The 13,334-nt window shown below is 72.1% G+C and carries 11 protein-coding genes; 2 read left to right on the top strand and 9 right to left on the bottom strand.

Annotated features, from left to right (window positions below; translation table 11 throughout):
- Positions 1-216: 216 nt before the first annotated feature.
- On the top strand, positions 217-1,371 hold the full coding sequence (locus tag ABD340_RS35705; protein ID WP_344595117.1) for a VldE C-terminal domain-containing protein: 1,155 nt from the start codon (positions 217-219) through the stop codon (positions 1,369-1,371).
- A 3-nt stretch (positions 1,372-1,374) separates the two neighbouring features.
- Here the strand turns inward: ABD340_RS35705 and ABD340_RS35700 are convergent, their stop codons facing one another.
- From ABD340_RS35700 to ABD340_RS35660, 9 genes are all read right to left on the bottom strand, one after another.
- On the bottom strand, positions 1,375-3,426 hold the full coding sequence (locus ABD340_RS35700) for an ATP-binding SpoIIE family protein phosphatase (protein ID WP_344595116.1): 2,052 nt from the start codon (positions 3,424-3,426) through the stop codon (positions 1,375-1,377).
- Between the two features lie 125 nt (positions 3,427-3,551).
- The gene (locus ABD340_RS35695) at positions 3,552-4,328 is read right to left on the bottom strand and encodes an SDR family oxidoreductase (protein ID WP_344595114.1); all 777 of its coding nucleotides are present in this window, start codon (positions 4,326-4,328) and stop codon (positions 3,552-3,554) included.
- 49 nt (positions 4,329-4,377) lie between these two features.
- On the bottom strand, positions 4,378-5,301 hold the full coding sequence (locus tag ABD340_RS35690; RefSeq protein WP_344595112.1) for an RNA polymerase sigma-70 factor: 924 nt from the start codon (positions 5,299-5,301) through the stop codon (positions 4,378-4,380).
- Complete coding sequence (locus ABD340_RS35685; protein WP_344595111.1) at positions 5,298-6,209, bottom strand: spermidine synthase; 912 nt, start codon at positions 6,207-6,209, stop codon at positions 5,298-5,300. Before ABD340_RS35685 ends, ABD340_RS35690 begins: the two co-directional genes overlap by 4 nt.
- A gap of 36 nt (positions 6,210-6,245) precedes the next feature.
- On the bottom strand, positions 6,246-7,247 hold the full coding sequence (locus ABD340_RS35680; protein ID WP_344595109.1) for an ABC transporter ATP-binding protein: 1,002 nt from the start codon (positions 7,245-7,247) through the stop codon (positions 6,246-6,248).
- Entirely contained in the window at positions 7,240-8,256 is a 1,017-nt protein-coding gene (locus ABD340_RS35675) for an ABC transporter ATP-binding protein (protein ID WP_344595108.1), read from the bottom strand. The genes ABD340_RS35680 and ABD340_RS35675 overlap by 8 nt, the downstream gene beginning before the upstream one ends.
- Positions 8,257-8,270: 14 nt before the next feature.
- The gene (locus ABD340_RS35670) at positions 8,271-9,179 is read right to left on the bottom strand and encodes an ABC transporter permease (protein WP_344595107.1); all 909 of its coding nucleotides are present in this window, start codon (positions 9,177-9,179) and stop codon (positions 8,271-8,273) included.
- Between the two features lie 25 nt (positions 9,180-9,204).
- Entirely contained in the window at positions 9,205-10,131 is a 927-nt protein-coding gene (locus ABD340_RS35665) for an ABC transporter permease (RefSeq protein WP_344595106.1), read from the bottom strand.
- 6 nt (positions 10,132-10,137) lie between these two features.
- A complete protein-coding gene (locus ABD340_RS35660; protein WP_344595104.1) occupies positions 10,138-11,754 on the bottom strand; it encodes a peptide ABC transporter substrate-binding protein in 1,617 nt (538 codons plus the stop codon).
- Positions 11,755-11,944: 190 nt separating this feature from the next.
- Between ABD340_RS35660 and ABD340_RS35655 the strand changes: the two genes are divergently transcribed.
- Entirely contained in the window at positions 11,945-13,315 is a 1,371-nt protein-coding gene (locus ABD340_RS35655; RefSeq protein WP_425547505.1) for a M20/M25/M40 family metallo-hydrolase, read from the top strand.
- Positions 13,316-13,334 lie beyond the last annotated feature (19 nt).

The following is a 13,334-nucleotide window of genomic DNA, read 5'->3' as shown; positions in this document are numbered from 1 at the left end:
CGCCTCCAGAGGCCATGATCGGCCTTAGGTGGCGCCGTGTACACCCCTCTGTCTAATATGCGGCATCGGGACCGCAGGCGATGAACCCATAGCCCCTATCCCTAACGCCCCTCCCCGCGCATAAGGGCAAGGGGCGAAGCCCCATAGGGGGTGTGTGGGGGCGGAGCCCTCGCTGGGGGTGTGGGGGGCGCCCCCTCACAATGACAGGAGGGCTGGGTGGGCAGGAGGGCGGGCAGGGTGCTGCCCTCGGTCATCGGGGCGGCGCTGGTGGTCACCCTGGTCGCCGATGTGGTCGTGGTGGTGTCGCGTCTGGACGGTGACAAGAAGTCGGGGCGGGACCGGTTGGTGTCGGTGACCGGTGGTTCGGCCAACCAGACTCCGCCGGTGGCTCCGCTGACCAAGCGCTACACGCCGCATCTGCTGATCGCGGGCAACGGGACGCTTCCGGAGCCGGCAGTGGAGCGTGCGCGGCGGCTCAAGGGCGTCGCGGGGGTCACGGTGGTGGACGCGGCGCGCGCGCAGGTCGCGGGGCGCCGGGTGGGGCTGATGGGGGTGGATCCGTCGTCGTTCCGTTCGTTCGTCCCTGCGCAGTCGGCGGAGTCCGACCAGTTGTGGCAGACGATCGCGACGGGCGGGCTGGCGGTGTCGTTCGCGATGAGCCAGGACGGGTCGCTACCGCTGGGCGGGGTCGTCCAGGCGGGGCGCAGCGACCGTCCGGGGCGGGTGCGGGTGGCCGCGTACGCGGCCATGGGCATCGGTGACGTGGACGCGGTCGTGTCGCGGGAGCAGGCGCGTTCGCTCGGGATGCCGCAGGGCAACGCGCTGGTCGTGAGCGCGCCCAAGGCCGACACCCGGACGCTGGCCAAAAGCTTGCAGCGGATCCTGCCGCGCGGCACCCGGATCGCGCGACTGGACTCGGCGGCGGTTCCGTCCAAGAACAAGGCGCCGAGGCGGCAGCAGCCGCAGGTGACGGGCCGGCCGGACGGCGTTCAGGGGACGCGTTCGCTCATCACCGGCAACCTGATGACGCCCACGATGCGGTCCGTGGTGATGGAGTTGGACGGGATGTTCGGCCCGTTCCCCACCATCGGCTGTACTCGCAGCGGCGCCGACGCACAGGATCACGGGCTCGGCCGGGCGTGCGACTTCATGGAGAGCGGCGGGGGCCGGATGCCGAGTCCGACCGCGGTCCGGCACGGGGAGCAGGTGGCGCAGTACGCCGTCGGCAACGCGCGCCGCCTGGGCATCTCGTACGTGATCTGGCGGCAGCACATCTGGAACGTGCGGGGCGGCGGCTGGCGGCCGATGAGCGACCGCGGCAGCATCACCCAGAACCATTACGACCACGTGCACATCTCGGTGCTGCGCTGAAGATCAGGGCAGTTCCTGTTCGCACCACACGGCCTTGCCGGTGGCGGTGCGGCGGACGCCCCAGCGCTGTGACAGGCGCCCGACCACGTGCAGGCCGCGGCCCGACTCGGCCGGGTCGGCGCCGTCCTGGTGGCGGATGCGGGGCCGGCCGTCGGAGGAGTCGTAGACCTCGCACACCAGGCCGCCCTCGCGGACCAGGCGCAGGGTGATCCGGTCCTCGCCGGCGTGCCGGATGGCGTTGGTGACCAGTTCGGAGGCCAGCAGTTCGGTGGCGGGCGACAGTTCCGCCAGGCCCCAGTGGCCGAGGCGGGCGCGGACCAGTCCCCGGGCGCGGCGCACCGCGGCCGGGTCGGCGGGCAGTTCCCAGGAGACGTGGTCGTCGGCCGGGATTCGGCGCAGCCGGGCGACCAGCATCGCGATGTCGTCGCGGTGCTGGTCGTCGAAGACGCCGTCGAGGGTGGCCTGGCAGAGGTCCTCCAGGGGGCGGGCGGCGGCGCCGCGCGCGAAGGTGCGGCGCAGCCGGGCCAGGCCGTCGTCGATGTCGCGGGCCCGGTTCTCCACCAGCCCGTCGGTGTAGAGGAACAGCAGCGTGCCGTCCTCGACGGTGAACTCGCGGGTGACGATCGGGCCGTCGCCGATGCCCAGCGGCGGGGCGGGCGGGACGTCCAGGAAGGCGGCGTCGTCGTTCGGCGGGGCCAGCAGCGGCGGCAGGTGCCCGGCGCTGGCCACCTCACAGCGCCCGCTCACCGCGTCGTAGACGACGTACGCGCAGGTGGCGAAGTGCGGTTCGCGTTCGCCCAGGGTGTTCATCAGCGAGTCGAGCCGTTCCAGCGCCTCGGCGGGCGGCAGGTCGAGCGCGGCCAGGGTCTGGATGGCGGTGCGCAGCCGGCCCATCGTGACCGCGGCCCGCACGCCGTGCCCGGCCACGTCGCCGACCACGAGCGCGACCCGGCCGCCGGGCAGCGCGATCGACTCGTACCAGTCGCCGCCGACCTCGATGAGCCGGCTGCCGGGCAGGTAGCGGTGGTGCACCTCGACCGACGACGGCGCGGACAGGTCGGTGGGCAGCATGCTGCGCTGCAGGGTGAGCGCGGTGGCGCGTTCCCGGCCGTAGCGGCGGGCGCTCTCGATGAAGATCGCCGCGCGGCTGGCGAACTCCATTCCGATCTCGATGTCGTAGGCGTCGAACGGGCGGTGCGCCACGTTGCGGGTGCAGACGAAGAAGCCGAGCATCGTGCCGTCGGCGAAGATCGGCAGGATCAGCATGGAGGCGCCCTTGAGCAGGTCGGCCACCGGCGGGCGGCGCCAGCGGTCGGCGATCCTGGCGGCGCCCTCGCCGCCCAGCCCGACCAGCACGGGCGCGCCGGTCTCGATGCACCGCACGTACGGGGTGCCGTCGGGGTAACTGAGCACCTCGCCGGTGGGGAAGGTGGCGTCCCAGGCCTGGTCGCCGTCGTCGGCGGCGACGGCCATCCGGCGCAGCAGGGGGGAGGTGCCGTCCTGCGACTGGGGCGGGTCCTCGTCGGCGTCGACCAGGCTCTCCATCAGCAGCAGGCCGCCGGAGTTGCAGAAGTTCGGGACCAGCACGCTCATCAGCCCGCGGGCCAGCAGTTCCAGGTCGAGGGTGGAGCCCAGCCGCGGGAGCGAGTCCTCGAGCAGGGCGCGCCGGATCACCGCCGGGTCCAGGAACCGGTCGGCCAGCGGCACCGGGACCCGGATGACCGCGAGCGCGGCCGGCGCCGCGTCGTTCCGGAGGGCGGTCCCCCCGGCCCCACCGGCGAGGATCGGGGCGGTATTCCTCGCTCCGCCGCGGATGTCGGCGTCGCCGCCGCTCATCGGGTGGACGGTGACCACGGCGTCGTAGGTGGCGCCCTGCCGGGATTCGATGGTGAGCATGGTGGTGCGCTCCCGCTCGAAGCGCAGCGCCTCGTCCAGCGGGTCCTGCGCGCCCGGGATGACCTCGCCCAGCCGAACGCCCAGCAGGTCCTCGGGATTCTCGGCCAGCACGGCCGCGGCGTTGCGATCGAACTGGAGGATTCGGCCCGACGCATCCATGCCAAGAATGAGAATTCGGGTGGACGACTGCATCGCTCAATTATGGGACATTGCGCGCGTCTTCGAGGGCGGATGGCCGAAGGCGCTGCTCTCAGGGCGTTCCGGGGCGTCCCGCGGGCGGCGCCTCAGCCGTTCCGGGCGGCCAGGAAGTCGGCCCAGGTCACCTTGCCGACGGCGTGATCAGGGGCGAGGTGGAGGCCGTCCCGGAAACCGCGTGCGACGCGTCCGGGAAACGGCACAATGGTCACTCTCCGGCGGCGGCCGGTCGCGCTGAGATAATCCCGGGCCATTTCCTCCAGGGTGAGGATCTGCGGGCCGCCCATTACTTCGACCCGGCCGGCGGGGCCGTGCAGGGCGAGCCCGGCCAGACGCTCGGCGACCTCGCCCGTGTCGACCGTTTGGAAGCGCATGCCCGCCGGGACGGGCAGGACGGCCGGCACGGCGGAGAGGGAGCGCAGCACCTTGGCGATCAGGTCGTGGAACTGCGTGGCGCGCAGCACCGAGCAGGGCAGCCCGGAACCGGTGATGAGCCGTTCCACGGCGTATTTGGTGCTGTAGTAGCGCAGCGGATGGCGATCGGCCCCCACGATCGAGATGTAGACGAGGTGGGGCGTGCCGCCGCCGCGCCGTACGGCCTCCATGAGGTTGCGCGCCGCGTCCAGATCGCCGCTGTGGCGGCGCGGGTCGGTGGCGCAGTGCACGATGGTGTCCGCGCCCGCGGCGGCCTTGGCGAGCCCGTCCAGGCCCTCTCCGGTGCGCAGGTCGCCCCGGTGCCAGGTCAGGCCCGCCTCGCCCGCGGCGCGCTCGCGGCGGCTCAGGCCGTGCACCTCGGCGCCCTCCCGCAGCAGCAGGGGCGTGACAGCCCGGCCCAAGGTGCCGCTGGCTCCCGTCACAATGATCATGTCGACCTCCCGATGCCGTTCGTCATCGGTTAGGACCGGACAGCTCCCCTCAACGTGACAGCGCCCGGCGGGCGAGGGCGAGCTTGTCGGGATTGAGGACGTTGAACAGCCCGGTCACCCGGTCGTCCGCGATCGTGAGCACGGCGATCACCGTGATCTCCCCGCCGGTCCGGACGACCGCCGCCGGGCCGCCGTTGAACTCCTCGATCGTGATCTCCAGGCCGTCCGCCCGGCGGGTCAGGCTCAGCACGTAGCGCAGCACGCGGTCGCGGCCGACGACCGGGCGGCGCGCGGCGGTGGCCTTGCCGCCACCGTCCGACCAGGCGGTCACATCAGCGGCGAGGAGCCGCTCCAGGGCTGCCACGTCCCCGCGCGCGGCGGCGTCCAGGAACCGCTCGACCAGCCGCCGCCAATGGCCCGTGTCGGGGGCGTACCGCGGCCCCGCCGGCCCTCCGGCCGCGCCGATCCGCTGCCGGGCGCGGTGGTGCAGCTGGCGGCTGGCCGCCTCGCTGACCTCCAGCACGTCCCCGATCTCGCGGTGGGTGTACCCGAACGCCTCGCGCAGCACGAACACCGCGCGCTCGGCGGGGGTGAGCGACTCCATCAGCGTGAGCAGCGCCAGCGACACCGACTCGCGCTGCTGGACGGTCTCCAGCGGGCCCAGCGGCGGCGCGCCGCCGCCGCCGGTCGGCACCGGCTCGGGCAGCCACGGCCCGACGTAGGACTCGCGCCGCGCCCGTGCCGAGGTCAGCCGGTTGAGGCAAAGGTTGGTGACGACCTTGGCCAGCCAGGCCGCGGGCGCCGCGATCGCGGCCCGGTCGGCGGCTTCCCAGCGCAGGTAGGCGTCCTGGACGGCGTCCTCGGCCTCCTGCATCTCGCCGAGCATCCGGTAGGCGATGCCCAGCAGCCGCGGCCGGTGCTCCTCGAACCCCCCGCCGCCGGCGGGGCCCGAGGGATCGCGCGTCGCCGTCATGAGCGGCCGAAGACCTGCGGCGGCGGGACCGGGGCCTCGACGGGCTCGCCGTCGCGCAGCGGCGCGGCGCCGGCGCAGAATCCGGCCAGCTCGTCGCCCGTCATCAGCCGGGCCGGGAAGGCGCCGCCGGCGGCGCGCCTGGTCAGCTCGCCGGTCGGCAGCGGCCGCCGGGACGCGGCCACGATCAGGTTGCCGAACCGCCGCCCGCGCAGCACCCCGGGCTCGCCGAGCAGCAGCACGTGCCGGAACACCGAGCGGACGGTGGCGACCACCCGGCGGCTGAAGGTCAGCCGGAACCCGTCGGCGACGTTCATCAGGTAGACCCCGCCGGGCCGCAGCACCCGCGCGGCCTCCAGGGCGAACTCGCGGGTGGCCAGCTCGACCGGCATGGACGCCGCCGCGAACGCGTCCATGACCACCAGGTCATCGACCTGGTCGGCGAGCGCGGCCGTGCCGGAGCGGCCGTCGGTGATCCGGATCTTGACGCCGGGGACCCGCCGGAGCGGCAGCCGCTCGCGCACCAGCCGGACCAGCTCCCCGTCCGGCTCGAACACCACCTGGCGGGAGCCGGGACGGGTCGCCGCGATGTAGCGCGGCAGCGTGCAGCCCGCGCCGCCGATGTGCACGGCGTCCAGCGCCCGCGGCACGGCGCCCTGGCCGGCGCCCTGGCCGGCGTTCGGGTCGGCGTTCACATCGGCGTCCATGCAGTCGACCACGTCGCCGATCAGCCGCATGTACTCGAAGTCGAGATAGGTCGGGTCGGTCAGGTCCACATAGGACTGCGGGACGCCGCCCACGCACAGCATCCAGCCGCCGTCACGGTCGGCGTCCCGCAGCAGCTCGGCCTCACCACCGTCGATCTTGTGGAGATCCGAGAGAAGCCGCGCCCCTTTTGCCTTCCGTGCCATGGTTCCCCACTTTACGACCCAGACTGTTCGCCACGCTCAGGTGGTGGGCGCCCGCTCGGCTGCGAAATGGCAGGCGCTCGGGTGCGCCGAATCCGCACGTTCCGTCAAGGACGGCTCCTCCTCGGCGCAGACGTCCTCGGCCTTCCAGCAGCGGGTGCGGAAGCGGCACCCGGACGGCGGGTCCAGCGGCGAGGGCGGCTCGCCCTCCAGCACGATCTGACCGTCCAGGCCCGCCTTCTCCGGGTCGGGCACCGGCACCGCCGACAGCAGGGCCTGCGTGTAGGGGTGCGTGGGGTGCTCGTAGATGCGGGTCTCGTCGCCCGTCTCGACGACCTTTCCGAGGTACATGACCGCGACCCGGTCCGAGATGTGCCGGACGGCGGCCAGGTCGTGGGCGATGAACACGTAGGCCAGGCCCAGCTCGTCCTGCAGTTCCTCGAGCAGGTTCATCACCTGCGCCTGGACGGACACGTCCAGCGCGGACACCGGCTCGTCGCACACGATCACGTCGGGACGCAGCGCGAGCGCCCTGGCGATGCCGACGCGCTGCCGCTGCCCGCCCGAGAACTGGTGCGGGTACCGGTTGACGTGGTCGGGGTCGAGCCCGACCAGCTCCAGCAGCTCCCGCACCCGCGTCCGCCGCTCCCCCTTGGGCGCGGCCTCCGGATGGATCGCGAACGGCTCGCCGACGATGTCGCCGACCGTCATCCGGGGGTTGAGCGAGGAGTAGGGGTCCTGGAGCACCATCTGGATGCGGCGGCGCAGGGCGCGCAGCTCGCGGCGCGGCAGCGTGAAGATGTCGCGGCCCTCGAACCGGACCGTCCCGGAGCTGGGACGCTCGGCCGCCAGCAGCAGCCGGGCCAGCGTGGACTTGCCGCAGCCCGACTCGCCGACCACGCCGAGGGTCTCGCCGCGGCGCAGGTCCAGGTCGACGCCGTCCACGGCCTTGACCCGGCCCACCTCGCGCTTGATCACCACGCCCTGGGTGACCGGGTAGTGCTTGACCAGGTTCCGCACTTCCAGGATCGGCTCAGCCACCGTGCACCTCCGCGGCACCGTGCACCTCGGAAGCGAAATGGCAGGCGGCCGCGTGCCCCGGCGCGACCTCCACCAGCGGCGGGCGCTCCTGCGCGCAGACCGCCTCGGCGCGCGGGCAGCGCGGGCGGAACGCGCAGCCGGACGGCAGCGCGGCCGGGTTGGGCGGCGCGCCCTTGATCGGAACGAGCGGCTCGCCGCTGCGGTCCAGGCGCGGCACCGACGCCAGCAGCCCCTTGGTGTAGGGGTGCGCGGGCCGCGCGTACAGGTCCTTGGCCGGGGCCTGCTCGGCCACCGAACCGGCGTACATGACCACGATCCGGTCCGCGACCCCGGCCACCACGCCGAGGTCGTGGGTGATGAGCACCAGGCCCATGCGGAACTCGTCCTGGAGGTCGGCCAGCAGCCGCATGATCTGCGCCTGGACGGTCACGTCCAGCGCCGTGGTGGGCTCGTCGGCGATCAGCACGTCGGGCTCCAGCGCCAGCGCCATCGCGATCATGATGCGCTGGCGCATGCCGCCGGAGAACAGGTGCGGGTAGTCGCCCAGCCGCTCCCGGGGCGAGGGGATCCGCACCCGCTCCATCAGCTCGATCGTCTTGGCCCTGGCCTCCTTGCGGCGCATCCCGCGGTGCACCTGGAACATCTCGCAGATCTGGTCGCCGACGGTGAAGACCGGGTTCAGCGCGGTCAGCGCGTCCTGGAAGATCATCGAGATCCGGTCGCCGCGGTACTCGCGGCGGCGCCGCTCGGACAGGCCGAGCAGCTCCTCCCCGCGCAGCCGTACCGAGCCCTTGGTGATCCGGGCGGGCGGGGTGTCGAGGATGCCCATCACCGCCTGCGCGGCGACGCTCTTGCCCGACCCCGACTCGCCGAGGATCGCCACCGTCTCGCCCTCGGCCAGCGTGTAGGAGAGCCCGTTGACGGCCCGGACGTCCTGGTCGCGCACGCGGAACTCCACGTGCAGGTCGGCCACCTCCAGCAGCGGGGCCGCTTGCTCCGTTTTCGCCATCGGCGGGGCCATGGTCACCGCAGTTTCGGGTCGAGGGCGTCGCGGACGGCGTCGCCGAGCATCAGGAAGCTCAGCACGGTCGCCGACAGGAACACCGCGGGGAAGAGCAGCAGGTGCGGGTGCTCGACGAAGTAGGACTGCGCCAGGTTCAGCTGGAGCCCCCAGGACACCTGGGGGTACTGCAGGCCGACGCCGAGGAAGTCCAGCGTCGCCTCGCCGGAGATCACGTTGCCCACGTTCAGGGTGGCCACCACGATCACCGGGGCCAGCGCGTTGGGCAGGATGTGCCGCAGCATGATCCGCCGGTCCGAGGCGCCCAGCAGCCGGGCCGCCTGCACGTAGTCGGCGTCCCGCACCGCGATCACCTGCGCCCGCATGATCCGGATCATGGTGGTCCAGCCCAGCAGCACCAGCACCAGCGTCATCGCGCCGATGCCGTGGCCGGGGAAGGCGACCAGGATGACGGTGGCGCCCAGCACGAACGGCAGCCCGAAGAACACGTCGGTGATCCGGGCGACGACGGTGTCCAGCAGCCCGCCGTAGTAGCCCGCCAGCATCCCGAACACCATCGCGATCGCCAGCGCGAACAGCGTCACCGCGACGCCGATCAGCAGCGTCGGGCGGGCGCCGTGCACGACGTGCGCGTAGTAGTCGCAGCCGGCCAGGTCGGTGCCGAACGGGTGGTCGCCGCCGGGCGACAGCCGGGCCCGGTTGGGGTCGCAGTTCTCGTTCTCGCCGAGGTCGGTGAACAGCCCGGGCACCGCCGCCATCACCGCGACCAGCAGCAGGACCGCCGCCGCCCACCAGAACACCCAGCGGCGCCGCAGGTCGTGCCAGGCGTCGTGCCACAGCGACGCCTGGCGGCCGCCCCCGACCACGCCGCCGGCCTCCGCGACGGCGGGGCCGTCGTCCGTGTCCTTCATCTTCACCATCATTCGTCCCGGGCCGTCACTCGTACCGGATCCGGGGGTCCAGCACCCCGTAGAGCAGGTCCACGACCAGGTTGACCGCCAGGAAGATCAGCACCAGCACGGTGACCGCGCCGACCACCACCGGGCCCTCCTTCAGCTGGATCGACTGGAACACCTGCTGGCCGATGCCGGGCAGGTTGAAGATCCCCTCGGTGACGATCGCGCCGCCCATCAGCGTGCCGAAGTCGACGCCGAGATAGGTCACCACGGGGATCAGCGAGTTGCGCAGCGTGTGCCGTCCCACCACCCGGGCGCGGGTGAGGCCCTTGGCCCGGGCGGTGCGGACGTAGTCGGCGCGCAGGTTCTCGGCCAGGCTGGTGCGGGTCAGCCGCGCCACGTACGACAGCCCCAGCGACCCCAGCACCATGCCCGGCAGCAGGTAGCTGAGCGGCCAGCCGTCGTCGGTCCCGGCGGTCGGGAAGATCGACCACTGCACGCCCAGCAGGATCTGCGCGGTGTAGCCGAGCACGAACACCGGGACGGCGATCATCAGCGTGGTGCCGCCCAGCACCAGCGTGTCGGCCAGCTTGCCGCGCCGCAGCCCGGCCCACACGCCCAGCGCGATCCCGACCAGCAGCTCGAAGATCCAGGCGGTGAGGGCGAGCTGCACGGTCACGCCCCACCGCCCGCTCAGCATCTCCGAGACCTTCTGGCCGGTGTAGTTCTCGCCGAGGTCGCCCTGCAGCAGGCCCAGCATGTACTTGCCGTACTGGACGAGCAGCGGGTCGTCGAGGTTGTACCGCGCCCGCAGGGCCTGCTGTACCGACTCCGGGATGGGCTTGTCCCCCGCCAGCGCCTGGATCGGGTCGCCCGGCAACGCGAACACCATCGCGTAGATGAGCAGCGTGGTGCCGATGAAGACCGGGATGGCCTGCAGGAGTCGCCGGAGGACGTAGCGCCACATCTGCGGTTACTTCACCGTCACTTCGTGGACGAGCAGGCCGTTCGCGTACGGGGTGATGGTCACGTTGTCGACCTTGTCGGAGCGGCCGCCCTGGCCGGCCCAGGTCCACAGCGGGGTCATCGGCATCTCACGGATGGCGAGGTCCTCGGCCTGGTTGTAGAGCTTGAGGGCTTCCTGCTCGTTGGCCTCGGCGTTGGCCTTGGCGATGATGCCGTCGAACTCCTTGCTCTCCGGAGTGGTCTCCCAGCCCATCCTGTTGCCCACACTGCCCCACATGTTCTGCAGGTAGTTCTGGGCGCTGGGGTAGTCGGCCTCCCAGTTCTGCCGGTACGGGCCCTTCTCCTCACGCTTCGACAGCACCGAGAAGTAGTCCGAGGCCGGGACCTGGCGGAACTGGACGTCCTTGATGCCGAGGTTCGTCTTCAAGGAGTTCGCGACGATCTGCATCCACTGGTAGTAGGTCGGCTGCGCGTTGGAGAAGTACAGCTCCAGCGTGCCCTTGAAGCCGCCCGCCTTGTCGTACAGCTTCTTGGCCTCGGCCGGGTTGTAGGTGCACAGCTGCCCGCACGCGCCCTTGCGGTACCCGGCGATGATCGACGGCAGCAGCGAGTCGGCCACGATGTAGTCGCCGTTGTAGACCGCCTTGTTGATGCCGTTGCGGTCGATCGACATCGAGATGGCCTTGCGCAGGTCGGGGTTGGCGAAGCGCTTGTCGAACATCGGGAAGCCAAGGTAGTCGATGGTGCCCGTCTTGCGCGGCAGGAACCGGTCGCCCAGCAGCCGCTTGGCCTCGGGCACCTTGGCCGCCGGGATGGTCTGCTGCACGTCGACCCGCCCCGCGCGCAGGTCGGTGTACATGGTGTCGGCGCTGGAGTAGCTCTTCCAGGTCACGCCCTTGTTCTTGGGCTTGCGCGAGCCCGTGTAGCCGGCGAACGGCACCAGCTTGACCTGCTTGTTGCGCTCCCACTTGCCGCTGATCTGGTACGGCCCGTTCCCGATCGGCGCGTCCTCGTAGGCCTTGAGGTCCTTGAAGGCGGCCTTGGGCATCGGCGCGAACGCCGGGTAGGTGAGCAGCTGCGGGAGTTGGTTGAACGGCTCGTTCAGCGTGACTTCCAGGGTGGCGTCGTCCACCACCTTCAGCCCGGACAGCTTGTCGGTCTTGGGCTTGGCCTTCTCGTCTTCGGGATTGAGCTCGTCGTACCCCTGGAAATACGAGAAGTAGTCGTTGGCCTCGTAGGCGTTGGGACCGTAGGCGGCGTTGCTCCAGGCGTCGGCGAAGCTGCCGGCGGTGACCGGCTCGCCGTTGTGGAACTTCTGCCCCGCCCGGATCTTGATCGTCCAGACCTTCTGGTCCTCGGTGGTGATCGACTCGGCGGCCTGGTTGACCGTCTTGCCGTCCTTGCTCAGCCCCACCAGGTTCTCGAACAGCCCGCTCAGCACGCTGAACGAGTAGCTGCTGGTGGTGTTGCCGGGAACCAGGTGGTCGGGCTCGCTGGTCCCCGCCGTGAAGGTCCCGTCGCCGGACCCGCCGTCACCGCCGCACGCCGCCACGCCGATCGACGCCGCCAGCGCCATCGCGGCGAGCGCGGCGACCCCCGGCCGCGCACCCCTCAGGATGGTCAATGATCCTCCCTCAGTCGTCAGGCCCCCCGCTCCGGGCGAGGCGTCCCGGCGCGTTCCAGGCAGCGTTGTACCGTTGGCGTGTTTTCGGTACGGCGACAGGCGATTCTTCACCGGATCGAGATCATGTCGCAATGATCATGGCCATCGCAACAGGTCAGGATGTGCCGAAAAACGAAGGAACCCTTCGAATATGCGTCGAGACGGCACCGGGAGGACGGGGAGCGTGACCGAGCCGAGGACACGGGAGCGGGGCCGGCCGGCCACGGCCGGGGACGAGGTCGCGGCACTGTGCGCCGACCTGATCCGGTTCGAGACGGTCAACCGCGGCGAGGGCGACGCCCGGCCGGAGCGGCCCGCCGCCGAGCACGTCGCCGCGCTGCTGGACGAGGCCGGCGCCGAACCCGTCATCGTGGAGTCGGCGCCAGGCCGGGCGAGCGTGCTGGCCCGGATCCCCGGCACCGACCCCGCGCACCCCGCGTTCCTGGTGCACGGCCATCTGGACGTCGTGCCGGCCGACCCGGCGGAGTGGAGCGTCCACCCGTTCTCCGGCGAGATCCGCGACGACGGGTGCGTGTGGGGCCGCGGCGCCGTGGACATGAAGGGCACGCTCGCGATGACCCTCGCGGTCGTCCGGCAGCGGCTGCGCGAGGGGCGCCGCACCCGCGGCGACCTGATCCTGGCGTTCCTGGCCGACGAGGAGTGCACCGGCGAGTTCGGCTCCCGGTACGTGGCGCGCCAGCACCGCGACCTGTTCACCGGCTGCACGGAGGCGATCAGCGAGTCGGGCGGGTTCAGCGTCGCCACCGGCGGGGACGCGCGGATCTACCCGATCGCGACCGGCGAGCGCGGCACGATGTGGATGCGGCTGACCGCGCGCGGCAAGGCCGGGCACGGCTCCAAGCCCGCGCCGGACAACGCGGTCGCCGAGATCGCGCACGCGGTCTCCCGGCTCGCCTCCTACCAGTGGCCGGTACGGATCACCCCGGGCGTCCGCGCCCTGCTCGACGGGCTCGCCGAGGCCCTGGGCACCACCATCGACCACGACCGCCTGGACGAGGAGGCGCGGCGGCTCGGCGCGCCGGGCCGGCTCTTCGAGTCCACGATCCGCAACTCGGCCAACCCGACCCGCCTCGACGCCGGATACAAGATCAACGTGGTACCGGGGACCGCGTACGCCCAGGTCGACGGCCGCTACCTGCCGGGGACCGGCGAGGAGTTCCTGGCCACGGTCGACCGGCTGCTCGGCCCGAAGGTGACCCGCGAGTTCGTCAACTACGAGGAGGCTCCGGCCGCCGACCCGGCCGGGCCCACCTTCGCCGCACTCGCCGCCGCGCTGCGCGCCGAGGACCCGGCGGCGCGGCCCGTCCCGTACGTGATGGGCGGCGGCACCGACGCCAAGTCCTTCAACCGGATCGGCATCACCAGCTACGGCTTCGCGCCGCTGCTGCTCGGCCCGGAGCTGGACTACTTCGGCATGTTCCACGGCGTGGACGAGCGGGTCCCGGTCGAGGGCCTGCGGTTCGGCACCCGCGTCCTCGACCGCTTCCTCGACACCCGCTGACCCCCGCTGACCGGTTCCC

Origin of the sequence: Actinomadura vinacea (genome assembly GCF_039532545.1) — a bacterium.
GTDB classification, from domain to species: Bacteria; Actinomycetota; Actinomycetes; order Streptosporangiales; family Streptosporangiaceae; genus Spirillospora; species Spirillospora vinacea.
Note: the sequence above shows the minus strand (reverse complement) of the source record. Positions and strands in the feature narration are given on the sequence as shown.

Coding starts and splice junctions, on each gene's coding strand:
- ABD340_RS35700 (WP_344595116.1), bottom strand. CDS start 3,426: ATGGATGCGTCGGGCCGAATCCTCCAGTTCGATCGCAACGCCGCGGCC.
- ABD340_RS35695 (WP_344595114.1), bottom strand. CDS start 4,328: ATGATCATTGTGACGGGAGCCAGCGGCACCTTGGGCCGGGCTGTCACG.
- ABD340_RS35690 (WP_344595112.1), bottom strand. CDS start 5,301: ATGACGGCGACGCGCGATCCCTCGGGCCCCGCCGGCGGCGGGGGGTTC.
- ABD340_RS35685 (WP_344595111.1), bottom strand. CDS start 6,209: ATGGCACGGAAGGCAAAAGGGGCGCGGCTTCTCTCGGATCTCCACAAG.
- ABD340_RS35675 (WP_344595108.1), bottom strand. CDS start 8,256: ATGGCGAAAACGGAGCAAGCGGCCCCGCTGCTGGAGGTGGCCGACCTG.
- ABD340_RS35670 (WP_344595107.1), bottom strand. CDS start 9,179: ATGAAGGACACGGACGACGGCCCCGCCGTCGCGGAGGCCGGCGGCGTG.
- ABD340_RS35665 (WP_344595106.1), bottom strand. CDS start 10,131: ATGTGGCGCTACGTCCTCCGGCGACTCCTGCAGGCCATCCCGGTCTTC.
- ABD340_RS35655 (WP_425547505.1), top strand. CDS start 11,945: ATGCGTCGAGACGGCACCGGGAGGACGGGGAGCGTGACCGAGCCGAGG.